This window comes from Acidovorax sp. JHL-9 (assembly GCF_000426205.1).
GTDB lineage: Bacteria > Pseudomonadota > Gammaproteobacteria > Burkholderiales > Burkholderiaceae_C > Acidovorax > Acidovorax soli.
In genome coordinates this window covers 140295-164999 of sequence record NZ_AUEX01000009.1, presented here as the reverse complement: position 1 = coordinate 164999, position 24705 = coordinate 140295, and the positions used below count along the sequence as shown (strand labels likewise).

The 24705-nt window shown below is 66.9% G+C and carries 22 protein-coding genes; 7 read left to right on the top strand and 15 right to left on the bottom strand.

What is annotated here, in order from left to right; genetic code table 11:
• The coding region (locus tag K225_RS0107985) for a transposase (protein WP_026435017.1) at positions 1-349 on the top strand (349 nt) is incomplete at its 5' end.
• 66 nt (positions 350-415) lie between these two features.
• Here K225_RS0107985 and K225_RS0107980 read toward each other — a convergent pair.
• The 3 genes from K225_RS0107980 to K225_RS0107970 all read right to left on the bottom strand — a co-directional run bounded on the left by K225_RS0107980 (position 416) and on the right by K225_RS0107970 (position 3027).
• On the bottom strand, positions 416-682 hold the full coding sequence (locus K225_RS0107980) for a hypothetical protein (RefSeq protein WP_026435910.1): 267 nt from the start codon (positions 680-682) through the stop codon (positions 416-418).
• A gap of 116 nt (positions 683-798) precedes the next feature.
• On the bottom strand, positions 799-2004 hold the full coding sequence (locus tag K225_RS20580) for a DNA polymerase IV (RefSeq protein WP_051248785.1): 1206 nt from the start codon (positions 2002-2004) through the stop codon (positions 799-801).
• Between the two features lie 138 nt (positions 2005-2142).
• Positions 2143-3027, bottom strand: a complete 885-nt coding sequence (locus K225_RS0107970) for a DMT family transporter (protein ID WP_051248773.1) — start codon at positions 3025-3027, stop codon at positions 2143-2145.
• Between the two features lie 158 nt (positions 3028-3185).
• Between K225_RS0107970 and K225_RS0107965 the strand changes: the two genes are divergently transcribed.
• Entirely contained in the window at positions 3186-4067 is an 882-nt protein-coding gene (locus tag K225_RS0107965; protein WP_026435908.1) for a LysR family transcriptional regulator, read from the top strand.
• A gap of 13 nt (positions 4068-4080) precedes the next feature.
• Here the strand turns inward: K225_RS0107965 and K225_RS0107960 are convergent, their stop codons facing one another.
• The 5 genes from K225_RS0107960 to K225_RS0107940 form a co-directional block, all read right to left on the bottom strand.
• The gene (locus tag K225_RS0107960) at positions 4081-5766 is read right to left on the bottom strand and encodes a thiamine pyrophosphate-binding protein (protein WP_026435907.1); all 1686 of its coding nucleotides are present in this window, start codon (positions 5764-5766) and stop codon (positions 4081-4083) included.
• 27 nt (positions 5767-5793) lie between these two features.
• Positions 5794-7020, bottom strand: a complete 1227-nt coding sequence (locus tag K225_RS0107955) for a pyridoxal phosphate-dependent aminotransferase (protein WP_026435906.1) — start codon at positions 7018-7020, stop codon at positions 5794-5796.
• Positions 7017-7934 (bottom strand): amino acid ABC transporter substrate-binding protein, encoded by a 918-nt coding sequence (locus K225_RS0107950; RefSeq protein WP_026435905.1) that lies wholly within the window; start codon positions 7932-7934, stop codon positions 7017-7019. The genes K225_RS0107955 and K225_RS0107950 overlap by 4 nt, the downstream gene beginning before the upstream one ends.
• Positions 7935-7982: 48 nt before the next feature.
• The gene (locus tag K225_RS0107945; protein ID WP_034712090.1) at positions 7983-9173 is read right to left on the bottom strand and encodes an FAD-binding oxidoreductase; all 1191 of its coding nucleotides are present in this window, start codon (positions 9171-9173) and stop codon (positions 7983-7985) included.
• 144 nt (positions 9174-9317) lie between these two features.
• On the bottom strand, positions 9318-10865 hold the full coding sequence (locus K225_RS0107940; protein WP_026435903.1) for an aldehyde dehydrogenase family protein: 1548 nt from the start codon (positions 10863-10865) through the stop codon (positions 9318-9320).
• A gap of 245 nt (positions 10866-11110) precedes the next feature.
• On the opposite strand from K225_RS0107940, the gene K225_RS0107935 reads away from it, so the two are divergent.
• A complete protein-coding gene (locus K225_RS0107935) occupies positions 11111-12022 on the top strand; it encodes a LysR family transcriptional regulator (protein WP_202900031.1) in 912 nt (303 codons plus the stop codon).
• A gap of 142 nt (positions 12023-12164) precedes the next feature.
• A complete protein-coding gene (locus K225_RS20575) occupies positions 12165-12377 on the top strand; it encodes a cytochrome c family protein (RefSeq protein ID WP_081679621.1) in 213 nt (70 codons plus the stop codon).
• Between the two features lie 15 nt (positions 12378-12392).
• Here K225_RS20575 and K225_RS0107925 read toward each other — a convergent pair whose 3' ends face one another.
• The 4 genes from K225_RS0107925 to argH form a co-directional block, all read right to left on the bottom strand.
• Positions 12393-13556 (bottom strand): alpha-hydroxy acid oxidase, encoded by a 1164-nt coding sequence (locus K225_RS0107925; RefSeq protein ID WP_026435901.1) that lies wholly within the window; start codon positions 13554-13556, stop codon positions 12393-12395.
• 175 nt (positions 13557-13731) lie between these two features.
• Positions 13732-16023, bottom strand: coding sequence for a diguanylate cyclase domain-containing protein (locus K225_RS20570; RefSeq protein ID WP_034712056.1), 2292 nt, complete (start codon positions 16021-16023; stop codon positions 13732-13734).
• Between the two features lie 659 nt (positions 16024-16682).
• Positions 16683-17666 carry a Bug family tripartite tricarboxylate transporter substrate binding protein gene (locus K225_RS0107915; protein WP_026435900.1) on the bottom strand — a complete coding sequence of 328 codons (984 nt, stop codon included), beginning with the start codon at positions 17664-17666 and terminating at the stop codon, positions 16683-16685.
• A gap of 155 nt (positions 17667-17821) precedes the next feature.
• Entirely contained in the window at positions 17822-19282 is a 1461-nt protein-coding gene (gene argH / locus K225_RS0107910) for an argininosuccinate lyase (protein WP_026435899.1), read from the bottom strand.
• 51 nt (positions 19283-19333) lie between these two features.
• Between argH and K225_RS0107905 the strand changes: the two genes are divergently transcribed.
• Together K225_RS0107905 and K225_RS0107900 are read left to right on the top strand one after the other, a co-directional pair.
• Complete coding sequence (locus K225_RS0107905; protein ID WP_026435898.1) at positions 19334-20482, top strand: sensor histidine kinase; 1149 nt, start codon at positions 19334-19336, stop codon at positions 20480-20482.
• Positions 20479-21228, top strand: coding sequence for a LytTR family DNA-binding domain-containing protein (locus tag K225_RS0107900; RefSeq protein WP_026435897.1), 750 nt, complete (start codon positions 20479-20481; stop codon positions 21226-21228). Before K225_RS0107905 ends, K225_RS0107900 begins: the two co-directional genes overlap by 4 nt.
• Positions 21229-21315: 87 nt before the next feature.
• Here the strand turns inward: K225_RS0107900 and K225_RS0107895 are convergent, their stop codons facing one another.
• On the bottom strand, positions 21316-22194 hold the full coding sequence (locus tag K225_RS0107895; protein ID WP_034712053.1) for a ZIP family metal transporter: 879 nt from the start codon (positions 22192-22194) through the stop codon (positions 21316-21318).
• Positions 22195-22487: 293 nt separating this feature from the next.
• Here K225_RS0107895 and K225_RS0107890 point away from each other — a divergent pair, with 293 nt between their 5' ends.
• The gene (locus K225_RS0107890) at positions 22488-23378 is read left to right on the top strand and encodes an NAD-dependent epimerase/dehydratase family protein (protein WP_026435895.1); all 891 of its coding nucleotides are present in this window, start codon (positions 22488-22490) and stop codon (positions 23376-23378) included.
• A gap of 79 nt (positions 23379-23457) precedes the next feature.
• Here K225_RS0107890 and K225_RS0107885 read toward each other — a convergent pair whose 3' ends face one another.
• A complete protein-coding gene (locus tag K225_RS0107885) occupies positions 23458-23958 on the bottom strand; it encodes a flavodoxin family protein (protein ID WP_026435894.1) in 501 nt (166 codons plus the stop codon).
• Positions 23959-23962: 4 nt separating this feature from the next.
• The gene (locus K225_RS0107880) at positions 23963-24595 is read right to left on the bottom strand and encodes a glutathione S-transferase family protein (RefSeq protein WP_026435893.1); all 633 of its coding nucleotides are present in this window, start codon (positions 24593-24595) and stop codon (positions 23963-23965) included.
• Positions 24596-24705: the final 110 nt, after the last annotated feature.

Here is a 24705-nt window from a genome sequence, read left to right as displayed (position 1 = left end):
TGCGGTGACCACGGCCGAGGTGACAGACCGCAAAGGAGCCCTGCAGGCACTGCAGCGCTGCAAACTGGCTTTGAGCCGAGTGCAAGCCTTGCTGTGTGACAGCGGCTATGTAGGCAAGCCGTTTGTCCAGGGCGTGCAAGACATACTGGGCGCACACGTCACCGTACAGATCGCCAAGCGCAGCGAGCTTCACACGTTCAAGGTAATGCCCCAGCGCTGGGTGGTGGAGCGCAGCTTTGCGTGGTTGGAGAAAAACCGAAGGTTGTGGAAGAACTGCGAGAGGTTGCTCAACACCAGCCTGCAGTTCGTCCATCTGGCATTCTTGGCGCTACTACTCAAAAGACTTTGAACAGGCTCTAAGAGGGTGTTGACGATCTCGCAGGGGATCGTCAACAGGCTCTAACGCACGGGGGCATCATCCCGGCACATCGATCCAGTCGCACCGCAAAGTGTGGCGCATGTGCGCGCGCTTGCGCCAGGTCACATACAGGCTGGGCATGTAAATGCCGACCAGGCACACCGGCTCGATCCACAACTCGCCAAAAGCGCAGATGGGAAACCAGCCCACCCAGCCCAGCACCCATAGCGTCAGCACCAGGTCCCAGAGGTGGTATTCCAGCGGGTGGTCTGCCTTGTGCGCAACATGCCACTGCTTGATGCGTTGCAGCTCGTTCAGGGTCACGGTGATCTCCCGAAAAACGGGAAAATCACTGTAAGTTTCCGGTAAGGATTCGTCAAGAAGTACCGATCACCCCCCTGCGCAGGAGTGGCCGTGCCCGGCGGTGGAGCGCAGCAGAATCAAAACAGCGGCGCGGTGTGCGGATCTGCCTTGCGCGCGGGGCGGGTGCTGGCGGAAACGGGCGCGCTGCCTGCCAGCGGGTGCTCGGACAGGCACACCAGCGTCCCCACCCGCACGCCCAGCAGCCGCAGACGCCGGTCCAGCGGCACGCGCTTGAGGCACAGCCCGGCCACGCGGCGGATGGTGGCCGCGTCGTGCGTGGGTTCCGCAATGGTCTGGTCGCGCGTGGCCATCCTGAAGTCGTCATAGCGCAGCTTGATGCCAATGGTTTTGCCCATGTAGCCCTTGCGCTGCAGGTCCTCGGCCACCCGCTGGCACAGGTCGGTGAAGATGCGCGAGAGTTCGGCCTTGTCGCGCACGGCATGCAGGTCGCGCTCGAACGTGGTCTCGCGGCTCATGCTCACGGGCTCGCTCTCGGTCACCACGGGGCTGTCGTCCTGGCCCCAGGCCACACGGTGCATCCAGGCGCCGGTCGATTTGCCGAAATGGCCCATCAGCCATTGCGCATCCTGTGCCGCCAGCTGGCCGATGGTCTCGATACCCAGCCGCGCCAGCTTCTCGCCCGCCTTGGGGCCGATGCCATTGATCTTGCGCACATGCAGTGGCCAGATGCGGGCTTGCAGGTCCTCTGCATAAACGACGGAGATGCCGTTGGGCTTGTTGAACTCGCTGGCCATCTTGGCCAGCAGGCGGTTGGGTGCCACGCCGATCGAGCAGGTCAGGCCCGTGGCGTCAAAAATGCTTTTCTGGATGAGGCGGGCCAGCACACGCCCGCCCTCGCGCTGGCCACCGGGCACATCGGTGAAGTCGATATAGACCTCGTCCACGCCCCGGTCCTGCATCACCGGCGCGATCTCGGTGATGGTGCGCTTGAACAGGCGCGAGTATTTGCGCACCTCGTCAAAGTCCACCGGCAGCACGATGGCCTGCGGGCACAGCCGTGCGGCCTTCATCATGCCCATGGCCGAGCCCACGCCAAACTGCCGCGCGGCATAGGTGGCAGTGGTGATCACACCCCGGCCCACGTAATCCTTGAGCAAGGGGAAATCGGCCACGGGAATAAAGCGCGGCTCACGCGGCCCCGTGCCATCGGGACTTTGCCGCATCCAATCGTCCACCTTGCGCCGACCGCCGCCAATCACCACCGGCAGGCCCTTGAGCTGCGGATAGCGCAGCAACTCGACGGATGCAAAGAAGGCATCCATGTCCAGGTGGGCTATGCGGCGCAGCTTGCCGCCTAAGGCAGGCTGTGCAGGCGGAAGGTCGGCGGGTAAATCGGTCTCGACGGCGGTCACACCCGGTATTGTGCGCGGCGGCTTGCCATCCAGGGGCTTGCGACCCGCCTACCGCCAGCTGCGCGCCATGCGCTCGCCCACCCCGATGGAGCCCAGCATCAGCAACACCCCCACCAGTTGCAAGGCACCCAGAGATTGCTGAAAGTAGGCCCAATCGACCACGATGGCGACCACGGGGTAGGCAAACTGCAGCACCGCCACCCGGGTCGTTGACATCCGTGCCATGCCGGCATACATCAGGGTGTAAGCAAGCCCGGTGTGGATCAGCCCCAGCCCGGCCAGCCATGCCCACGAGGCGCCCCAGGCGGGCCAACCTTGCTCCGCGGGTGCAACCCACAGCACCACCGAGCCCAGCGCGCACTGCCACCAGGCCAGGGTTCCCACGGGCAAGGCCTGCAGGCGTTTGGCCACCACCGTCACCACAGCGGTGCACAGCGCCCCCACCAGGCACAGGGCCACCCCCCGCCAGTAGCCGGGAACCTGCCCACCACCCGGCGCGGCCAGCCCCTCGGCCACACCCGTGGCCAGCACCAGGCCCACCATGGCGCCCAGCACCGACAGCACACGCTGGCGTGGCATGGATTCTTTCAACCACCAGGCGCCCAGCACCAGCACCCACAACGGCTGCACATGGAACAGCACCACCGCCACCCCGGTAGGTACCTGCGCGATGGCCGTGAAGAACAGCCACCAGCCCGTCAGCATGAGTCCGCTGAGCAGCAGCACCCAGGGCAACGCAATCCAGCCCACCCAGAGCCCGCGCCACCACCCGCGCCATCGTCCACGCGAAGGCCTGCGCCAGGCCATCCACAGCGTGAGCCCCAGCAGGCCGAAGGCGCACCGGAACCAGGTCACGGTCGACGGAGCTGCCTGGGCCTCATGCACGAACACGCCAATGCTGCCCAGCAGGGCATTGCCGAGGACAAAGGGCAAAACCCCTTGGTACGCGGGGGTGGCGGGGACAACGGCTGCGGGTGCGCCAGCAACGGAAGAAGACGGTTTGTGCATACCCGCAGTGTGGCTGTCAGCAATCACCACGAAAAGCGCATAATTCATTGATATAACATTCGATAATCAAATTTATCCAAGCCATGGGCTACCGCGACCTGCAACTCGATTGGCTCCAATGCCTGGTGGCCGTGGTGGATGCGGGGTCACTCTCGGGTGCCACGCTGGAGGTGCACCGCTCCCAGTCCGCCGTGAGCATGCAGCTCAAGAAACTCGAAGACGCCGTGGGCCACCGCTTGCTGGAGCGCGACGCGCGCAAGCAGCACCTCACGCCCGAGGGTGAAACCTTGCTGGGCTACGCGCGCCGCATCCTCGCGCTGCATGCCGAAGCGCACGACGCGCTGAACAACAATGCGCTCACAGGCCGCGTGCGGCTGGGGGTGCCTGATGATTACGCCGCCCGCTACCTCACGCCCGTGCTCAAACGCTTTGCGCCTCGGCACAGCGGGGTGGAGATCGAGCTCGATTGCGAGCAATCGACCGCGCTCATCCCGCGCGTGGCCAGCGGCGACCTGGACCTGGCCCTCATCTCGCGCGACCATGCACGCCGTGGCACGCTGCTGTTCCACGAGCCCATGGTGTGGGTGGGGTCGGCACAGTTCGAGTTGTGGCGGCGCGACCCGCTGCCCATTGCGGTGTACGAGTCGGCCAGCCTGGCGCGGCGCGGCGCCATCCACGCACTGGCACAACAGGGGCGCCGCTACAAGGTGGTCTATCACAGCTCCAGCCTGGCCGGACAGATTGCGGCGGTAGAAAGTGGCCTGGCCGTGGCCGCCCTCACTCAATGCAGCGTGCCACCGCAGCTGCAGGTGCTGGGCACCGAACATGGCCTGGGGCCGCTGGCGCCGATGGAGGTGGCCGTGTACCGCAGCCGCGCATCGCACGGTGCGAAGGCGGTGGACAGCCTGCAGAGCCTGCTGGTGCAGACCCTGCGGCAATCGGGTAGCGCCCGCGCCGCTCTGTAAAAGCCCGAGACCCTTAGCTCTTCGACAGCGCTGCGCTGCGCAGGCCCTGCAGCGTGCCCGTGGGCGTGATCGCCTCGGGGTCGATCAGGCAGTGCAGCACGCTGGGCAGGCCGCTGGCGCGGGCGCGGGCCAGGGCGGGGGCGAATTCTGCCGTGCGCTCCACACGCTCGCCGTGGCCGCCAAAGGCCTGGGCGTAGGCCTTGAAGTCGGGGTTCTGGAGCTGCGTGGCGCTGATCCGGCCGGGGTACTCGCGCTCCTGGTGCATGCGGATGGTGCCGTACATGGCGTTGTCGAGCAGCACCACGATGAGGGGCAAGCCGTATTGCACGGCGGTGGCGAACTCTTGCCCATGCATCAGAAAGTCGCCATCGCCCGCAAAGACCACCACCTCGCGCTGGGGCCACAGGCGCTTGGCGCCCACCGCCGCGGGCAGGCCGTAGCCCATGGAACCACTGGTGGGCGCGAGCTGGCTCGCGTAAGTGGTAAACGGCCAGAAGCGGTGCACCCAGGTGGCAAAGTTGCCCGCGCCGTTGCAAAAGATGGTGTCGGCGGGCAGCACCTCCTTGAGGTGCTGCATCACCTCGCCCATCTGCAGGTTGCCGGGGATGCGGATGGGCGCTGGGTCGCTCCAGGCCAGGTATTCGGCATGGGCTGCTTCGGCGTGTGCCTTCCAGGGTACGGCGGCCACGGGGCGCACCGCATGGAGCGCTGCGGCAAACGCCTGGGGCGTGGCATGGATGGCCTGCGTGGGGCGGTAGAGCTTGCCCAGTTCGTCCGCATCGGCATGCACATGCACCAAGGGCTGCGCGGGCGTGGGAATGTCGAACAGTTCGTAGCCCTGCGACGGCACTTCGGACAGCCGCCCGCCCACCACCAGCACCAGGTCGGACGCCTTGATGCGCGCCAGCAGCTTGGGATTGACGCCCAGGCCCAGGTCCCCGCCATAGCAGCGGTGCGTGGCCGGGAACAGCATCTGGCGGCGGAACGAGCAGTACACGGGAATCGACCACGCTTCGGCAAACGCCGTGAACTCGCGCACCGCCTGCTCGGACCAGCGGCTGCCGCCCACGATGGCCACTGGGCGTTGCGCACTCTGCAGGCGCTGGGCCAGCTCAGCCATCTGCGCGGCGCCAGGGTGCGTCTCCGCCACCCCGTAGGGCAGCGCATCCGCCACCGTGGCGGCTTCGGTCAGCATGTCTTCGGGCAGCGCCACCACCACGGGGCCGGGGCGGCCCGAGGTGGCCACATGGAAGGCGCGCGAGACCAGCTCGGGCACGCGGGCCGGGTCGTCGATCTGCACCACCCACTTGGCCATGGTGCCGAACACGGCGCTGTAGTCCAGCTCCTGGAACGCCTCGCGCCCCATCGCGCCGCGCGCCACCTGGCCCACGAACAGGATCATGGGGGTCGAGTCCTGGTGCGCAATGTGAATGCCTGCCGAAGCATTGGTGGCACCCGGACCGCGCGTCACAAAGCAGATACCGGGCTGGCCGGTCAGCTTGCCCTGGGCCTCGGCCATCATGGCCGCGCCGCCTTCCTGGCGGCACACGGTCACGCCAATGTCGGCATCGTGCAGGGCGTCGAGCACGGCCAGGTAGCTTTCGCCAGGCACGCAAAAGAGCTGCTTCACGCCGTGGGTGATGAGCTGCTGCACCAGGATCTGGCCGCCGGTGCGGGGAGTGAGGGACGTTGAGTTCATGGCTACGGTAAGGGATCAAAAAGTAATTCAGAACAGTGCCTGGCAGGCGCGCTGGATGCGCGCGCAGGCCTCTTGCAAATCGGCGGTAGCAGCAGCGTAGGAGATACGGAAGTATGGCGCCAACCCCAGCACGCCGCCAGGCACCACGGCCACATGGTGCTCGCGCAGCAGGTAGGCGCAGAAGTCGGCATCGGTGCGCAGCAGCATGCCGCCCGGTGTGGTGCGGCCCAGCACGCCTTCGCAGCTGGCAAAGGTGTAGAAGGCGCCTTCGGGCACGCGGCAGCGCAGGCCGGGTGATGCGTTCAGCGACGCCACCACCAGGTCGCGCCGCGCCTGAAACGCGCGGCAGCGCTCGGCCACCACGTCCTGCGGGCCGGTCAGCGCCGCCACGGCCGCCGCCTGGCTGATGGACGAGGGGCACGACGTGGCCTGGCTCTGCACCACGGCCATGGCCGCGATGAGCGCCTTGGGGCCTGCGCCATAACCCAGGCGCCAGCCGGTCATGGCATAGGCCTTGGAGACGCCGTTCACCGTCAGCGTGCGATCGCGCAGCGACGGCAGCACGGCGGCGGGCGTGGCAAACGCGCGGCCGTCGTACAGGATGTGTTCGTAGATGTCGTCGGCCAGCAGCCACACCTGTGGGTGGCGCTCCACCACCTCCAGCACGGGGCGCAGCTGCTCGGCGCTGTAGGCCGCGCCGCTGGGGTTGGAGGGCGAGTTGATGAACACCCAGCGCGTGCGCTCTGTGATGGCGGCCTCCAGCTGCTCGGACGTGATGCGAAAGCCGTTGGCCTCGGTGCCTGGCACCACCACGGGCACGCCGCCAGCGATCAGCACCATGTCGGCGTACGACGTCCAGTACGGCGCTGGCAGGATCACCTCGTCGCCGGGGTTTACCGAGGCCATGAGCGCGTTGTAGAGGATCTGCTTGGCGCCAGCGCCCGCAGTGATCTCGTTCAGCGCAAAGTCCAGGCCGTTGTCGTGCTGGAACTTGTGCTGGATGGCGGCCTTGAGTTCGGCCGTGCCATCCAGCACCGTGTAGTGCGTCTCCCCCCGCGCCATGGCCTGCTGCGCCGCCGCCAGGATGTGGGCCGGCGTGTCGAAGTCGGGCTCGCCCAGGCCCAGCACGATCACGGGCTGGCCCTGGCGCTTGAGCCGGTGGGCCTCTTGCGTCAGGCGCACGATTTCCGAGACACCGATGGCGCCCAGGCGATCGGCTGCACGGAAGGCCGTGGCGGGGAGGGGCGCGTTCATTGCAGGTAAGTCTCCAGGGGCTTGTCGTTGGGCGCGGCAAACAGCTGGCGCAGCGTGGTGCCCAGCGGCAGGTTGAGGCTCACGCTCTTGGGCGGGATCGGGTTCACGAACCACTTGGCGTAGATCTTTTCCATCTCGCCGCTTTGCATGAGCCGGGTGAGCACGCCGTCCACCGCCGCCTTGAAAGTGGGGTCGTCCTTGCGGAACAGCAGCGCAATCGGCTCGGCGCCCAGCGGCTCGCCCACGATGCGGTAGGCCGACGGGTCCTTGGAGTTGGCAATCATCCCGGCCAGCAGGTTGTCGTCGAGCACAAAGGCGTCGGCGCGGCCGGATTCCAGCAGCATGAAGCTCTCATGGTGGTCCTTGCCCAGCACCGTCTTGATGGGGGCGCCCAGCGTGCGCTCTTGCCTGCGCAGCAGCTGCACGGCGGTCGTCCCCGTGGAGGCCGCAATAGTGCGGTTGCCCAATTGGCTGATCGATTGGAGGTCCGAATCCTTGCGCACGGCCATGCGCACTTCACTCACATAGGTGGTCACGGCAAAGGCCACCTGCTGCTGGCGCGCGCTGTTGTTGGTGGTGGGGCCGCAGCCAATGTCCAGCGTGCCGTTCTGCACCAGGGGCAAGGTGTTCTGCGCGGTCACGGCCATGTATTCGAGCTTGGCCTGGGGCACGATTTCCTTGAGCACGCGCTCGCACAGCTCGACGTGGTAGCCCACGTACTTCTCGTTCGCGCCCAGCGCATAGGCCATGGGCGGCGAGGTCTCGCGCACGCCCAGCACCACCTTGCCCGATGCCTTGATCTTCTCGAGCGTGCTGGTGGCGGGGGCCTGGGCATGCGCGGGTGCCCATGCCGTGCAGGCGAAGGTCAGACCTGCGACCAGCGCGGTGAGCGTTGCCTTGCGGAAAGATGCCATGTCGTTGTCTCCTTTGTGTGGGGGATGGCAGGTTGAGAAAAGCGGAACTCAGATCACATTCCTTTCGAGCAGCGGCTGGTGGCGCGCCATGCGCTCGATGGACAGCGGCGACAAGTCCAGGCTCTGGTAGCGGCCGGCCAGCATCCATTCGGCCAGGCCGCGCCCCACGGCGGGGCATTGCTGCAGGCCGTGGCCCGAGAAGCCGTTGGCAAACACCAGGTTGTCGCAAGCGGTGTGCAGGCCCAGCAGCGCGTTGTGGTCCCAGGTGTTCATCTCGTAGTAGCCCGCCCAGGCGCCCTGCATGCGCAGGGCTTCAAAGCCGGGGATGCGCTCGGCCAGCGTGGGCCAGATGTGGGCCTCGAACGCCGCGTACTCGGGCTCCAGCGGGGCGAAGTCCGCGTCGTTGTCGGCCTCTGGCGCAAAGCCGCAGATGAAGCCCTTGCCCTCGGGCCGCAGCCAGATGCCGCTGGGGTCGATGAGCAGCGGGCAGCCGGGCAGCGCTGCGGGGCTGGCGAGGTGGAATACCGTGCGGCGCTTGCCGACCACGGGCAGGTCAATCCCCGCCCAGCCCGCAATGGCAGCCGCCCACGGGCCGCCCGCGTTCACGGCATAGCGGCAGGGCAGCACGGTGCCGCTGTGCAGGCGCACGGCGTTCACATGCTGCACGCCATCGCTGGCGGCCAGGTCGAGGCCCACCGCCTCATCGGCCACGTAGCGCACACCCTGGCGCTGCGCCTTCTTGCGCAATGCCGTGAGCAGCAGGTAGCCGTCAAACCAGCCCTCGCCCGACAGGCCCAGCGAGCCCAGCGCTACATCCTGCAGCGCCAGCCACGGAAAACGCTCGGCCAGCTGCTGCGGGCCCAGCAGCGCCACATCGGCGCCATGCCGCTTCTGCAGCGCATGGTTCTCGCGCAGCGTGGCCGCGCCCGCCTGGGTGGCCAGGTACAGGTAGCCGCCTTCGTGCAGGCCGATGTCGGGCGCGTCGCCATGGCAGGCCAGCAGCTGGCCCACGTTGCGCAGGAAGCCGATACCAAACGCCGAGATCTGGATGTTGATGTCGGTGGAGAACTGCTGGCGGATGGAACTGGCCGACAGCGCCGACGAGGCGCGCGCATAGGTCGGGTCGCGCTCGACCACCACCACCTCGCAGCCCGGTTGCTGCAACGTGAGGAAGTACGCAATGGCGCTGCCGATGGCGCCGCCGCCGATGATGACGATAGATGAGGAATCAGTGGTCATGAATACCATTCATACACTGCATGGAACTGAGCCTAGCGGGCTTCATCACTGGCGCTGTGCAAGCCAGCAGCCGCCGCGCAAGGGCCGCCCCGCCGCGCTGGCGGCGTCCCCCCTGGGGGAAGGCGCCGCAGGCGACTCAGGGGGTTACACATCAAACTTCACGCCCTGCGCCAGCGGCAGCGCAGTGGAGTAGTTGATGGTGTTGGTCGCCCGGCGCATGTAGGCCTTCCAGCTGTCCGAGCCCGCTTCGCGCCCACCGCCCGTTTCCTTCTCGCCACCAAACGCGCCGCCAATCTCGGCGCCGCTGGGGCCGATGTTGACGTTGGCAATGCCGCAGTCCGAGCCCGAGGCGGACATGAACTGCTCGGCCTCGCGCAGGTTGAGTGTGAAGATGGACGACGACAGCCCAGCCCCCGCCGCGTTGTTCATGGCAATGGCTTCATCCAGCGTGCTGTAGCGGGTGACATACAGGATGGGCGCAAAGGTCTCCTGCAGCGCGGGGCCTTCGTGCCTTGGCAGCTCCACCAGCGCAGGGCGCACGTAGTACGCATCCGCACCACCAAGGCCTTCCACACGGCCGCCGCCGTGCACCGTGGCGCCCAGCGTGCGGCTCTGCGCCAGGGCCTTCTGCATGCCGTCAAACGCCATGCGGTCGATCAGCGGGCCTACCAGCGTGCCGGGCGTGCGCGGGTCGCCCACCTGCACGTTGGCGTACACCTTGACCAGCTGTGGCACGAGCTGGTCGTAGATGCTCTCGTGCACAAACAGGCGGCGCAGCGTGGTGCAGCGCTGGCCCGCCGTGCCCATGGCGGCAAACGCAATGCCGCGCAGGGCCAAATCCAGGTCGGCCGTAGGTGCCACGATGGCCGCGTTGTTGCCACCCAGCTCCAGGATGCCGCGCGCAAAACGCGCTGCCAGGCGCGGGCCCACGGCACGGCCCATGGCGGTGGAGCCCGTGGCCGACAGCACGGGCACGCGGGCGTCATCCACCAGCACCTCGCCCATGTCGCGCCGGCCCACGATCAGTTCCAGCAGGCCCTCGGGTACGTCGCTGCCCGTCTCACGTTTGAAGCGGGCGATGGCACGCTGCGCAATCGCGTGCGTGGCCAGGGCCGTGAGCGGGGTTTTCTCGGACGGCTTCCACACCACCGAATCGCCACACACCAGCGCCAGCGCCGCGTTCCACGACCACACAGCCACCGGGAAGTTGAAGGCCGAGATCACGCCGCACACGCCCAGCGGGTGCCAGGTTTCCATCATGCGGTGGCCGGGGCGCTCGGTGGCAATCGTCAGGCCGTACAGCTGGCGCGACAGGCCCACGGCAAAGTCGCAGATGTCGATCATCTCCTGCACCTCGCCCAGACCTTCGGACGGGATCTTGCCCGCCTCGATGGTCACCAGCAGGCCCAGGTCGGCCTTGGCCGCGCGCAGCTCCTCGCCCAGCAGGCGCACCAGCTCGCCCCGGCGCGGTGCGGGCACATTGCGCCACGCCTGGAAGGCCGCATGCGCGCGGCCAATGGCAGCGATGGCATCCGCCGCGCTGTGCTGCGGCACCTGGGCCAGCACCTCACCCGTGATGGGGGAACGCGCAGCCAGCGTACCGCCCGTGCAGGCCGCACGGGGCACGCCCAGGCGCTGCAGCAGTGGATCGACTTCGGGCACAAGGGAAGCGGCGGCAAGGGTTGCAGGCATGGCGGCTCGCAAAAGTGAAAAGGGTACGGAAAAACAGCACAGCGCAAGAGAACCCACGCAATGAATGCGCCAATATCCGCCAATACCACTCCAATGGATAGCAAAAAAATGGAACTACTTGATCACAATTCAGAATGAAGTATCTGAAAATTGCAAAGCTGCCAACGCTGACTCCATAGGCGCTGCAACCCAAAACAGGGCACAGGCGGTCAACGCCCATCATTCCCCCAACGCATGATCCACGCATGACCCTGCTGCGCCGCACCTTCCTGCCCTCCACCGCCGACCTGCTGGCCTTTGAGGCCGCCGCCCGCCACCAGAGCGTGTCGCGCGCGGCCGAAGAGCTGCACCTCACGCAAAGCGCCGTGTCGCGCCAGATCCGCCAGCTCGAAGCACAGATCGGCACCGCCCTCTTCCACCGCGTGCGCCAGCGCGTGGTACTCACCGACGCGGGCCGCGTCTATGCTGCCGATGTGCAAAACCTGCTGCAGCAACTGTCGGCCAGCACGCAAAAAGCCATGGCGTTCTCCAGCACCGACGGCCTGCTCAACCTGGCTGTGCTGCCCACGCTGGGCACCCGCTGGCTCATCCCGCGCCTGGGCAGCTTCATGGCGCTGCACCCCGAGGCCATGGTCAACTTCTCGGCCCGCACCGAGCCGTTTGACTTTGCAGGTACGCCGTTCGACGCTGCCATCCACTTCGGCACCCCGCACTGGGCGGGCGCCGTGTGCGAATACCTGATGCACGAAGAAGCCGTGCCGGTGTGCAGCCCCGCCTACCGCGACCGCCACAACATCCACACCCCACAAGACCTGGCGCGCGTGGTGCTGCTGCAGCAAAGCACCCGCCCCACCCAGTGGGCCGAATGGTTTGAGCTGGTGGGCGCCCCCACGGCGCTGGCGCTGCGCGGCCCCCAGTCCGAACACTTCTCCATGATCGCCCAGGCCGCAGTCTCCCACCTGGGCGCGGCGCTGTTGCCGCGCTTTCTGATCGAGCAGGAACTGGCGGCAGAAAGTCTGGTGGAGCTGTCAGACCGGGTGCTGACAAGCACCGATGCGTATTACCTAGTCTATCCCGAGGCGCGGGCGCAGACGCCGTTGGTGAAAGCGTTCAGGGATTGGGTGGTGGGGGAGTGTGCGGGGCAGCGGCAGGGGTGACCCTGAAAACCTGTTGACGATCTCGCAGGGGGTCGTCAACAGGCTCTCACCACCCGCCATGCCCATGCCTTGTCCACTGCCCCGTACTCGTTGTGTTGCCGTGGCAGCCGCCCTGCCGTAGGCCCCCGGCGCAGCCCAGTCGATGGAACGTGGTGCAGCGCTGTACGCTGCGCATTGCAGCAGTTGCCACCGTGCAGACCAGCCTGGAGGCGGCCCCGCCCACCCAGGCGTGGTGGGGCGCCGCGCGGGGGCACTGAAGGGCTTTGACGATCCGCCCGCGCTGCGCGCGGGCAAGATCCTGTGGACGCGTGCCGCGTTCAAACACCTGCCGGCATCGGTGACGGCCACCCGGTGATGGGCCTGTCTGGACTCAGGCGATGGGATAGGTGCCCGGCAGCAGGATGCCACGGTCCACCGTCTGGATGTCCGTATGGCCGCAGAATGCCATGGTGATATCGAGCTCTTTTTGAATGATCTCCAGCGCCCGGGTCACGCCCGCCTCGCCATAGGCGCCCAGGCCATACAGAAAGCTGCGGCCGATCAGCGTGCCGCGCGCGCCCAGGGCGCGGGCCTTGAGCACGTCCTGGCCGCTGCGGATACCGCCGTCCATCCACACCTCGATGTCCTTGCCCACCGCCTCGGCGATGGCTGGCAGCGCGGCAATCGACGAGGGCGCTCCGTCGAGCTGGCGGCCGCCGTGGTTGCTGACGATGAGCGCATCGGCCCCGCTGTTGGCCGCTAGGCGCGCGTCTTCGGCGTCCATGATGCCCTTGAGGATCAGCTTGCCACCCCAGCGCTTCTTGATCCACTCCACGTCGCCCCAGTTGAGCTGCGGATCGAACTGCTCGGCCGTCCAGGACGACAGGGAAGACAGGTCACCCACGCCCTTGGCATGGCCCACGATGTTGCCAAAGCTGCGCCGCTTCGTGCCCAGCATGCCCAGGCACCAGTGCGGCTTGGTGGCCAGGTTGATGAGGTTCGTGAGCGTGGGCTTCGGCGGCGACGAGAGGCCGTTCTTGATGTCCTTGTGGCGCTGGCCCAGGATCTGCAGGTCCAGCGTGAGCTGCAGCGCCGAGCAGCCAGCGGCCTTGGCGCGGTCGATGAGGCGTTCGATGAAATCGCGGTCGCGCATGACATACAGCTGGAACCAGAAGCCGGGGCCGGCATGCTGGGCCACGTCTTCGATGGAGCAGATGCTCATGGTCGAGAGCGTGAACGGTATGCCGAACGCCTTGGCCGCGCGCGCGCCCAGGATCTCGCCATCGGCATGCTGCATGCCGGTGAGGCCCGTGGGCGCAATCGCCACCGGCATGGCCACGTCCTGGCCGATCATGGTGGTGCGGGTGCTGCGCCCTTCCATGTTCACGGCCACGCGCTGGCGCAGCTTGATGCCCTGGAAATCAGCGGTGTTGGAACGGTAGGTGCCCTCGGTGTACGAGCCGGAATCGGCATAGTCATAGAACATGCGCGGCACGCGGCGCTTGGCCACGACACGCAGGTCTTCGATGCAGGTAACTTTGGACAGATTGGGCACGCGGACACTCCAGGTAACAGATGGGTTGGCGTCGAATGGTAGGCCGCGGCGCAAGCCAGGGCCATCAAATTTATTTGTGCAGCCTTGCAACAAATTTCGCGCCAGCAAGCCAGCGGCACGGGATTTCCGCACAAAATTTCACTAAAACCGCCCTCCAGCGCTTGTGCTGCAAGCGCTAAAAGCTCTTATTTAAGGAGCAAACTGGTGCAGCGCCGCTTTCTTGCGCCACCCGCACAGGCTCGGCATCCGTGCCCGCATACAGGCGAAACTGCCGCCGGCCGGCCTGTTTGGCGGCATACATGGCGGCGTCGGCATGGCGCGACAGCGCTTTGAAGTTGTCGCCGTGCTGGGGAAACAGGGCAATGCCGCCGCTCAGCCCCACCGACAGCACCCGGCCGTTGAGCACATAGGGGGCGCTGCATGCCGCCTCGATCTTGCGCGCCACGTGGCAGACCTGCTCGGCAGCGTCGATGCCCGGCAGCAACACCACGAATTCGTCGCCGCCCTGGCGGCACACGGTATCAGAGGCCCGCACGACGCCCGTGAGGCGCTGCGCGATCTGCACCAGCAACTCGTCGCCCACGTCGTGGCCCAGCGTATCGTTGATCTGCTTGAAGCCGTCGAGATCGATGTACATCACGGCCAACGATGTCTGGTCGCGCTGCGCATGAATCAGCGCCTGGCTGGCCCGGTTCTGCAGCAGCACCCGGTTGGGCAGGTCGGTGAGCGCGTCGTATTGCGCCAGGTGGGCCATGCGCTCGGCCATGGCTACGGCGTCGGTCACATCGCGCAGCACGGTGACGGCACCGGTGATCTGGCCATGGCGGTCGGTGATGGGACTGGCCGTTTCCTCCACATCAAAGCGCTGGCCGCTGGTGCGGTGCAGCACCACGCCGCGCGTGGGCTCCACAGGCTTTTGCCCGTGCAGTGCCTGGCGCAGCGGACTGGGCTGGGGCACCTGCCCGTCGGAGGTGTGCAGATGGATCACATCGTCCACCGAGCGGCCGACGGCGTCAAACATCTGCCAGCCCGTGAGGCGCTGGGCCACGGGGTTCAGGTAGGTGACCAGGCCCTGCGCATCGGTGCAGACCACGGCATCGCCAATGGACTTGAGCGTCAGGTGCATGCGCTCTTTCTCTTCGAACAGCGCGTCTTCCATGCGCTTGCGCTCGGTGATGTCGGTCACCTGCACAAAGATGCCGCGCACCTGGTCACCATCCATGTCGGGCACATAGGAGGCGATGGCGTAGCGTGCGCCCCCCTTGGGGTCCACGATGGTGCGCTCAAACAACTGCGCATGCCCCTGCAGCGCCTGCTCCAGATACGGCCGGTTCTTCTCGTAAAGCGCCTCGCCCAGCAGCTCACGGATGTGCCGGCCACGCATCTGGTCGGGCGCCTGGCCAAACCACTCCACATAGGCATGGTTGGCAAAGCGGTTGTGCAGGCTGCTGTCCCAGTAGCCGATCATGGACGGCAGGTTGTTCAGGAGGGTGCGCAGGTCGTGCTCGGCCTGCGCCAGCTGGCCGCTGACCTGCTGGCGGCGGCGCAACTCGCGTGCGAACAGCCACGCCAGCCCCGCACAAGCCGCCATCAACACCAGGGTAAAGCCGCCCAGCAGCCAGGCGCTGCGGTACCAGCCGGCATAGATGGACTCCACCGACTGGGCCACACTCACCATCAGAGGGTAGTCGCCCACATGCTGGAAGGCGTAGAGACGCTCGACGTTGCCATGCGCTGCCCGCCCGGTGAAAACGCCGCTGCGGGCGGACTGAAAGACACGAATGTTGGGCATACCCGCCAGACTGCGGCCCACCGCGTCCTCACTGAAGGGGAAGCGCACGATCAGAACGCCATCGGACCGAAAGAGGTTCAGGCTGCCATCCGGCCCCAGGTTCAGCGCGTTGAACAGGTTCTGGAAGTGCCCCAGCTGGATGGTGCCCGCCACCACCCCCGCCAGCTGCCCCGCCGAGTCATAGAAGGCGCGGCTGACGGGCAGGCTGTACAGGCCGGACAGGCGCGCACGCACCGGCGCCCCCACAAACAGACCGGTGTGGGCCCCGCCGTCGAACACCTGCACATAGTCACGGTCGCCAAAATTGGCCTGGCGTGGCTTCTCGAATTCCGAGTCGATCACCACATTGCCCGCCCGGTCCAGCACCAGGATGGAGCCGATACCCTGCACGCGCAGCGAGTTGTCGAACAGCGCGCGTTGGCGCATTGCCGGGGGCAAAGCCATCACCTGGGGATCGGTCACGCCCTCCACCACCCCTTGCATCGACTGGTCAAAAGACTCCATCGTGCGGGCGATGTTCTCGCTCAGTGTGCGGGCCAGGTTGACATTGGTGCGCTGGGCGTTGCGCCAGGCTTCTTCGTGCAGCGCCCAGATACTGCGGGCAAACAGTCCGCCAATGCCCAGGGACAACAGCAGGGCCAACAGGATCAGACGGGAAGAGACAGACAGGCGCACAAGGGGTCTGCGAAATGAATTTTTACAATTGTATGCACTGGCCTGGCGCGGACGGGCGGACAAGCCGCAGCGTGCTGCCCCGGCACATACCCCGGCGCCCCGCACCTCGTCCAGCACGGTGCCCGCTGCGTCGGTCAGTCGTATCACACGGCAGTCCGGCTGCCTGGGGCCCGCTCCGCAGCGGCTTGCCATCCATGCGCCACGCCAGCGCGCTGCGAAACGGCACAAGGCTGGTTCCACAGGTTGCCCCAGACAGTGGCCGATGCGGCGCACCAATCGCGGCATTGCAGGCGCTTAGAGCCTGTTTACGATGTCGCAGGGGATCGCGTTGGAGCGCAATCGGGATGAGTGGATGCTTCGGATGCGCCGCATGGGCTGGTGCCCATGCCAGCAGCCGGGGCGTGCAATCGCCCGATTTCGCTCCAACCCTTCGGGCAGCGGTCTTGCGGGCGGTCTGCTGTGTTGCGGCGCTTGCCAATAGCGGGGCTATTGACCGCACACCGCGCCTTGCATCCCATCCCGCAAAGACCGCTGCGCGACCCCTGGGAGATCGCAAACAGGCTCTTACGAGAACCGCGGCACCTGCCTGCATCGCACGCCCGGGGCTTCCGGTACCTTGCGTGGGCCGATGATGGCGTGAAGGGCCGCGTTCGCGCCGCCTATTGCGGCACAAACCCGCTGGCCTTGATGATCTGGCGCCAGGTATCGGTGTAGGCGTGTTCGCGCGCGGCCAGTTGCGGCGGCGTCATGAAGCCCACCGTGAGGCCCATGGCGGTGAGGCGCTCGCGCACCTCGGGTTCGCCCACCACCGTGGCCAGCGCCGCGGCGAACTGGTTGAGGAATTTCTGCGATGTCCCGACCGGGGCATAGAAGCCGTAATACGGCAGGTCGGCAAAGCCCTTGAGGCCCAGTTCGTCCAACGTGGGCACCTGGGGCATGGCCGCCTGGCGCCTGGTGCCCAGCACTGCCACCACGCGCAGCTTGCCGGCCTTGTGGTTTTCCATGAAGTCCTGCACCGAGCCCACGCCCGCGCCAATCTGGTTGCCCAGCATGTCGGCCATCATGGGTGCCGCGCCCCGGTAGGGTGCCGACACCAGATCGAGCTGGAATTTCTCGCCCACCAGCTTCACCAGAAATTCTGGCGTGGAGGCCGGCGCCGGAATACCCACGGCGCCCTTGCCGCCCTGCTTACGCACCCATTGCACGTATTCGTCAAAGTTTTTGGCTGGCGTGCCGCCCGACACGGCGAAGGCATTCACAAAGGTGGCAAAGCCGGCCACGGGCACGAAGTCATGGTCGGGCTGGTAGCCGGGATTCTTCACCACCAGCGGCAGGATGGAGATGGTGTGGTCGTGCGTCAGAAACACCGTGGTGCCGTCGGGCGGCGAAGCCTTGAGCACCTGCGCGGCAATCTGCCCGCCTGCGCCAGGCCGGTTTTCCACCACCACCGGCACGCCCAGCGCGTCCTTGAGCCGTTCGGACAGCGTGCGCGCAATGGCATCGGTGCCGCCGCCCGGTGGAAAGCCCACCAGGATGCGCACCGGCTTGGCCGGCTGGGCCAGGGCGGTGGACAGGGCCAGCGCCGCCGCCAGGGCAGCCAGGCCGCGCAGGGCAAGCGACATCAGGGTGCGACGCAAAGTCATATCCCACTCCTCAGGAAAAAACCGGGCGGAGAACGCTGCAAGACGGCATGGAGCGCAGGATGCACCTGGCGTCACGCGCGCTCAAACGCTATTGAATGAAAAGCGTATTGCGCAATACCCCGGAGCGCCAGCGCCACGTTTCATTCAAAAACCGGTCATGCAGCCAGGCGTGCCTGGTGGCGGGCGATCTGCGCACGCACCTGGGCAGGCGCAGTGCCACCCAGCGTATTGCGTGCATTGAGCGAACCGCGCAGGCTCAGGCACTCGTACACATCCTTTTCGATCTGCGGGTGAAAGCCCTGCAGCACGGCCAGGGGCAGCTCCGACAGGTCGCAGGCGTGGGTGGTGGCGGCCTTCACGGCGTGGGCCACGGTTTCGTGTGCATCGCGGAACGGCAGGCCCTTCTTCACCAGGTAGTCGGCCAGATCGGTGGCGGTGGCGTAGCCCTTGAGCGCGGCCTGCTCCATGGCGGTCGCATTGACGGTGATGCCGCCCTCCTTCCGGCCCGTGGCGGGGTTGGGCTGGCCGCCCACCATTTCGGCAAAGATGCGCAGCGTGTCCTTCAGCGTGTCCACGGTGTCGAACAGCGGCTCCTTGTCTTCCTGGTTGTCCTTGTTGTAGGCCAGGGGCTGGCCCTTCATCAAGGTGATCAGGCCCATGAGGTGGCCCACCACGCGGCCTGTCTTGCCGCGCGCGAGTTCAGGCACGTCGGGGTTCTTCTTCTGCGGCATGATCGAGCTGCCGGTGGTGAAGCGGTCGGCGATTCGGATGAAGCCGAAGTTCTGGCTCATCCAGATGATGAGTTCCTCGGACAGGCGGCTCACGTGCACCATGCACAGGCTGGCGGCGGCGGTGAACTCGATGGCGAAGTCGCGGTCGCTCACGGCGTCCAGGCTGTTTTGGCAGACGCCGTCCATGCCCAGGGTACGCGCCACGCGCTCGCGGTCCAGCGGGTAGGTGGTGCCGGCCAGGGCCGCGCTGCCCAGCGGCAGCACGTTGGTGCGGCGGCGCACATCGGCCATGCGCTCGGCATCGCGCTGGAACATCTCCACATAGGCCAGCATGTGGTGGCCAAAGCTCACCGGCTGCGCCACCTGCAGGTGGGTGAAGCCGGGCAGGATCACCTCGACGTTCTGCGCGGCCACATCGACCAGCGCCACCTGCAGTTCTTTCAGCAGATCGCCAATCAGATCGATCTCGCCGCGCAGCCACAGGCGCACGTCGGTGGCCACCTGGTCGTTGCGGCTGCGGCCGGTGTGCAGGCGCTTGCCGGCATCGCCCACCAGCTGCGTCAGGCGCGCCTCGATGTTCAGGTGCACGTCTTCGAGGTCCAGCTTCCACTCGAAGGCGCCGGACTCGATTTCCTCTTTGATCTGCGCCATGCCGCGCTGGATGCTGGCGTGGTCGTCAGCGCTGATGATGCCCTGCGCGGCCAGCATCTCGGCGTGCGCCAGGCTGCCCGCGATGTCGGCCTGCCACAGGCGCTTGTCGAAGAACACGCTGGAGGTGTAGCGCTTGACCAGGTCGCTCATGGGCTCGGAAAACAGCGCCGACCAGGCCTGGGCCTTGGTGTCGAGCTGGTTGTGGGAGGGGGTCGTGGCTTGGCTGGTGGGCATGGCAGGGCAATAATCCGGTGGAACTGACACCCGGAACACCCGGATGCCGCAATGCAAAACACGCAAATTTTATCGACCCAGCCCCTGGACCTGGAATTGGCGCCCGCAAAGCCACGCCGGCTGGGCAAAGTGCAGCGGGCGCTGGTGTTCGATGCCTGCCATGTGGGCGTGGTGCTGCGCGCCGTGCTGTTTGTGGAAATCGTGCTCGGCGTGGGTGCCATGTATGGCGCCAGCACACCGCTGGAGTGGCTGGCCCGCGTGTCGCTGCTCACCGGCGGCGCCCTGCCCGCCACGCTGGTCTGGCTGATTGCCGCCTGCAGCCTCAAGACCCTGCTGCAGCGCCTGGGAACCAACGGCCAGTTTGCGGCGGGCGTGGCGCTCGGCGCCCTGGCGGGGCTGTATGCCTGCGCCATGCTGGCCCTGGTGGGCATGGCAGAGCCGCCACCCTGGCTGGCCAGCGCAGCCAGCGGCGCGCTGCTGTCGGCGGCGCTGGTGGCCGCCCTGGTGATGCGCGCGCGCGGGCGCACCCCGGCTGCCACCACGGCGCGCCTGACCGAGTTGCAGTCGCGCATCCGGCCGCACTTTCTGTTCAACACCCTCAACAGTGCCATCGCCCTGGTGCGCGAAGAACCGGCCAAGGCCGAATCGCTGCTCGAAGACCTGAGCGACCTGTTCCGCCATGCGCTGGTCGAGCAAAGCGAATCGGTCACGCTGGCCGAAGAAATCACGCTCGCGCGCCGCTACCTGGCCATCGAGGAAGTGCGCTTTGGCCAACGCCTGCAGGTGCAATGGAACCTGGACCCACGCACCGACAACGCCCACCTGCCCCCCCTGCTGCTGCAGCCGCTGGTGGAAAACGCCGTCAAGCACGGCGTGGAGCCCAGCGCCCGCGGCGGCAAGCTGCGCGTGCTGACCGAGCTGCGCGGCAGCCGGGTGGTGGTGCGCATCACCAACACCCTGCCCTCCAGGGAAGACAAAAACGGCGAGGGCGACGACACCGCCACCAGGGGCCACGGCATTGCGCTCGACAATGTGCGCGCCCGCCTGGCGCTGCTGCACGATGTGCAGGGCGCGTTCAGTGCAGGCGTGCAGGATGGCCTGTACCAGGTGCGCATCACCCTGCCGGCCCCCGGCGCGCCCCAGCGCACCGCGCCTGCCCACGCAGCCCGAACCCTCACCCCGCGCCGCTCCCATCCATGAACATCCTCATCGTTGACGACGAAGCCCTGGCCCGCGGCCGACTGCGCACCCTGCTGGGCGATTGCCGGGACACCGTGCCATGCACCGTGGACGAAGCAGCCAACACGGGTGAGGCCCTGGCGCAGCTCACCCCCACCGGCGGGCGGGCGTTCGATCTGGTGCTGCTGGACATCCACATGCCCGGCCAGGACGGCCTGTGCCTGGCCCACGCCCTGCGGGCGCTGGCGTACCCCCCGGCCGTGGTGTTCGTGACCGCCCACGCCGACCACGCCGTGAGCGCGTTCGAACTCGACGCCGTGGACTACCTCACCAAGCCCGTGCGGCGCGAACGCCTGCTGCAGGCCCTGGCCAAGGCCCAGCGCAACATCCGCAGCCCCGCACCGGTGGCAGCACCCGGCGTGCCAGAAGGCGAAACCCTGCTGATACAGGACCGGGGCCGCACCGAGCGCCTGTCGCTGGCCGAGGTGCTGTATTTCAAGGCCGAGCAGAAATATGTGACCGTGCGCACCGCCACGCGCAGCTACATCATGGATGGCTCGCTGAGCGAACTGGAGGCCAAGTTCGCCCCGCGCTACCTGCGCATCCACCGCAATGCGCTGGTGGCGCGCCGCGCCGTGCGTGCGCTGGAAAAGCACTACGACCCCGAGGAAGGCGAAGGCTGGGCCGTGCGCCTGCAGGGGCTGACCGAGCTGCTGATGGTGTCGCGCCGCCAGGTGGCGGCGGTGCGCGAGGAGCTGGCGGGCTGAGGCCTGCTGTCCATCCAGCATTTTTAGCCTTGAGCGCTTATACAGAATGCGTCAGATGCTATTTTTTCAATAGCAAAACACCTGTACTCAGTGCAAATGTGACGCACTGCTGACCAGCATGACCAGCCCCATGCCCACCAGCAGCCAGACGATCTGGGTCAGCGTTTCGGGCGCCGAGAGGCGCTTTTGCAGCTGCGGAATCAGATCGGCCAGGGCCACATAGACAAAGCTGCTCGACGCCACGACCAGGAAATACGGCAGCCAGTCGTGCAACTGCCCCACCAGAAAATACCCCACCAGACCGCCCAGGGCCGTGACGGCACCGGCCAGCGACACCTTGACCAGCGCCATGCGCCGGTTCGGGCTGGTCTGGCGCAGCACCACGAGGTCACCCATGTGGTGGGGCACCTCGTGGGCCAGCACGGAAAACGCGGCAATCACCCCCAGCCGCATATCGGCCATGAAGGCAGAGGCAATCAGGATGCCGTCGCCAAAGCAATGCACGCTGTCACCGGTGAGCACGGCCCAGCCCCCGGCCTTGGGGCCGTGGTGATGGGAATGGGGGTGGTCATGGTCATGCCCCTGTGCATGCGCATGGGCACGCCCCTGCTGCGCGGCCACCGCATGGTCGTGCCCTGTCGTGCCATGCCCGTTGGCAGGCAGTGCCCCATGGCTGTGCTCGTGGCCGTGGTGCCACAGCTCGGCCTTGTCGAGCAGAAAGAAGAACACCAGGCCCACCAGCAGCGTGGCGAACAGGTCGTGGGCGTCCACATGGCTTTCAAACGCCTCGGGCAGCAGGTGCATGAAGGCCGTGGCCAGCAAGGCGCCCGCCGCCAGGCTGAGCAGGCGCTGCGGCCCCACGCTGCCGCCACCGCCTCGCAGCCCTGCGCCCATGAGCAGCGCTGCCACCCATACGCTACCGATACCTGCCGCCAGGGTGACCAGAATGATTGCTACCAAAGTCATAGCTATTTGCGCTTTTTGTATATGCCCCAGGGGCATTTTTTGATCAAAGTCCGGTGCCGGCGGCAGTGCCGCCGGCCGGTGTGTTTTTCATCTTAGCAACCATGTCAAGAGGGATGCCGGTGTTTTTTCACCGGCACGGCGAGGATGGGCGAAACCCCGGGCAACGGATCAGCGCGGTTGCGCGCCCGCCGGCCGTGATGGCATGGCCTGGCGCCCCAGATTCAAGCGGTGGCCTGAAAAAAATCGCAAACCGGTCTATTGTCCAATTCTCCGCAGCTTTCCGGCACCGCACCATGCACATCCTTCTCACGGGCTCCACCGGCTTCATTGGCCACACCCTGCAGGCAGCACTGCAGCGCGCGGGCCACACCGTGCACGGTGGTGTATCGCCGCGCCAGCGCACGCTGCAGCCCGGTCAGGTGCCCATGGACTTTGCCCGCGACACCGCGGCCGCCGCCTGGTTGCCGCGCCTGGCGGGCATCGACGCCGTGGTCAATGCGGTGGGCGTGCTGCGCGACACGCGCGCGCGCCCCATCGACGCCGTGCACCGCGATACGCCCATCGCCCTGTTTGATGCCTGCGCCCAGGCCGGCGTGCAGCGCGTGGTGCAAATCTCTGCGCTGGGCATTGAAGGCAGCAGCACCCGCTACGCCCAGACCAAGCGGGCCGCCGAGGCGCACCTGCAGGCACTGGCAGCGCAAGGCAAGTTGCACCCCGCCATCCTGCGCCCCAGCGTGGTGTATGGCAAAGGTGGCGACAGCAGCGCCCTGTTCATGAACCTGGCGCGCCTGCCGGTGGCGCTGTTCCCCGGCCCGGTGCTGGAGGCGCGCGTGCAGCCGGTGTCAGTGCACGACCTGGCCGCCGCCGTGGTCGCCCTGCTGGGCCCGGCGCTTCAGCAAACCGGCACCATCGACTGCACCGGCCCCGAGGCGCTGACCATGGGCGCCTTCATTGCCAGCCTGCGCCAGCAATTGGGCCATCGGCCCGCCACGGTGCTGCGCCTGCCCCAGCCGCTCACCACCTTGAGCGCGAAGCTGGGCGACGCCGTGCCGCAGTCGCCCTGGTGCAGCGAAACCCTGGCCATGCTGGGCAGCGACAACGTGGGCAACCCGGCGCAGTTCGAGCAGCTGCTGGGGAGAAAAGGCGTGCACTACAGCCAGCTGGTGGCCACGGCCTGGCACTGAAGTGCGCCCTATAGATTCAAGAAAATCGACCTCTAGCGCTTGACGGACAAGCACAAACAGCTATTAACTCAATAGCACATCAGAACACGCCCAGCACCAACCCCGTCGCCAGCGCCTCGCCCAGCGCCCGGCAGCGCGCCAGGTCTTCCTCGCCAATCTGCTTGGGCGCCAGGATGGCCTCGGGCGTCTGCGCGTGGGTGCACACGATCAGCGGCTCGGCCACGGCCTTGAGGCGCCAGCCGGTGGCGATGCGCGCGATCTGGCGCGCCGCGTTGCTGCCGTCGCTGCCTGCACAGATCAGGCTGGCATAGGGACGGCCATTGACCTGGTCGAGCACCCCGTAATAGCTGCGGTCAAAAAAATCCTTGAGCTGCCCGCTCATCGCCGCCAGATTCTCGGGCGTGGCGAACACATAGCCCTGCGCCGCCAGCACATCGGCGGGCCCGGCCTGCGCGGCGTGCAGCAGGCGCACCTGGCAACCGCCCTCCAACGCTGCACCGGCCCGCACCGCCTCGGCCATCTGGCGCGTGCCGCCCGTCAGCGAGTGGTAAACGATCAGCAGGGTCTTGGGCACGCTCATGGGATCAAAGCGACATCGAAGGCCTGGCCGCCATGGCCGCGCGCCAGCGCAGCAGGTGCGGGTGCTGTTCGCCGGGCTTTTGCTTGACCACGCGCGCAAAGTCCACCGCCACCACGGCCGTGATGTCGGCCACGCTGAAGCGGTTGGCGGCCACAAAATCGCGGCCCTCCAGGCGCTCGTTCAGCAGCGAGAAAAACTGCGCCACGCGCAGCAGCCCGCGCTCGGCCAGCGCGGGGATCTGCGGGTAGTTCACCGTGCCCGCCAGCGCCCGGTTGGCCATCGCCGGCGAACCATTGCGAAAAGCCTCGGCAATCGCCAGCAGGCCCTCGAACTCCGCGCGCCAGTTCCAGCTGGCGATCTCGGCCTTTTCCGCGGGCGTCTCGCCTAGCAGCGGCGGGTGGGGGTAGCGCGCTTCCACATACGCGGTAATGGCCGCGTTGTCGGTCAGCAGCAAGCCATCCTCGGTGCGCAGGGCGGGCACCGTGCATTGCGGGTTGATGCGCCGATAGGCATCGCCCAGCTGTTCGCCGCTGCGCAGGTCCACCTGCACGGTGTCATGGGCAACGCCTTTTTCGGCCAGCAGGATGCGGGCCCGGCGCGGGCTGGGCGCCGTGGCGCAGTCGTACAGGGTGATCATGGCAACTTCTCCTTCAGTGTATTCCGACGGTTGTGCATTCAAGTGGATAACTAGGCGGGAAGCCGCAGACAGTGCTTTAGCACGGCAAGGCGAACCAACGAGTTATACGG

What these genes read in the sequence shown, in the direction of transcription:
- K225_RS0107880 (WP_026435893.1), bottom strand. Translation starts at nt 24,595, where the DNA reads ATGATCACCCTGTACGACTGCGCCACGGCGCCCAGCCCGCGCCGGGCC.
- K225_RS0107915 (WP_026435900.1), bottom strand. Translation starts at nt 17,666, where the DNA reads ATGACTTTGCGTCGCACCCTGATGTCGCTTGCCCTGCGCGGCCTGGCT.
- K225_RS0107965 (WP_026435908.1), top strand. Translation starts at nt 3,186, where the DNA reads ATGGGCTACCGCGACCTGCAACTCGATTGGCTCCAATGCCTGGTGGCC.
- K225_RS0107955 (WP_026435906.1), bottom strand. Translation starts at nt 7,020, where the DNA reads ATGAACGCGCCCCTCCCCGCCACGGCCTTCCGTGCAGCCGATCGCCTG.
- K225_RS0107890 (WP_026435895.1), top strand. Translation starts at nt 22,488, where the DNA reads ATGCACATCCTTCTCACGGGCTCCACCGGCTTCATTGGCCACACCCTG.
- K225_RS20575 (WP_081679621.1), top strand. Translation starts at nt 12,165, where the DNA reads ATGGAACGTGGTGCAGCGCTGTACGCTGCGCATTGCAGCAGTTGCCAC.
- K225_RS0107960 (WP_026435907.1), bottom strand. Translation starts at nt 5,766, where the DNA reads ATGAACTCAACGTCCCTCACTCCCCGCACCGGCGGCCAGATCCTGGTG.
- K225_RS0107950 (WP_026435905.1), bottom strand. Translation starts at nt 7,934, where the DNA reads ATGGCATCTTTCCGCAAGGCAACGCTCACCGCGCTGGTCGCAGGTCTG.
- K225_RS20580 (WP_051248785.1), bottom strand. Translation starts at nt 2,004, where the DNA reads ATGGATGCCTTCTTTGCATCCGTCGAGTTGCTGCGCTATCCGCAGCTC.
- K225_RS0107945 (WP_034712090.1), bottom strand. Translation starts at nt 9,173, where the DNA reads ATGACCACTGATTCCTCATCTATCGTCATCATCGGCGGCGGCGCCATC.
- K225_RS0107895 (WP_034712053.1), bottom strand. Translation starts at nt 22,194, where the DNA reads ATGACTTTGGTAGCAATCATTCTGGTCACCCTGGCGGCAGGTATCGGT.
- K225_RS0107905 (WP_026435898.1), top strand. Translation starts at nt 19,334, where the DNA reads ATGCAAAACACGCAAATTTTATCGACCCAGCCCCTGGACCTGGAATTG.
- K225_RS0107935 (WP_202900031.1), top strand. Translation starts at nt 11,111, where the DNA reads ATGACCCTGCTGCGCCGCACCTTCCTGCCCTCCACCGCCGACCTGCTG.
- K225_RS0107940 (WP_026435903.1), bottom strand. Translation starts at nt 10,865, where the DNA reads ATGCCTGCAACCCTTGCCGCCGCTTCCCTTGTGCCCGAAGTCGATCCA.
- argH (WP_026435899.1), bottom strand. Translation starts at nt 19,282, where the DNA reads ATGCCCACCAGCCAAGCCACGACCCCCTCCCACAACCAGCTCGACACC.
- K225_RS0107900 (WP_026435897.1), top strand. Translation starts at nt 20,479, where the DNA reads ATGAACATCCTCATCGTTGACGACGAAGCCCTGGCCCGCGGCCGACTG.
- K225_RS0107885 (WP_026435894.1), bottom strand. Translation starts at nt 23,958, where the DNA reads ATGAGCGTGCCCAAGACCCTGCTGATCGTTTACCACTCGCTGACGGGC.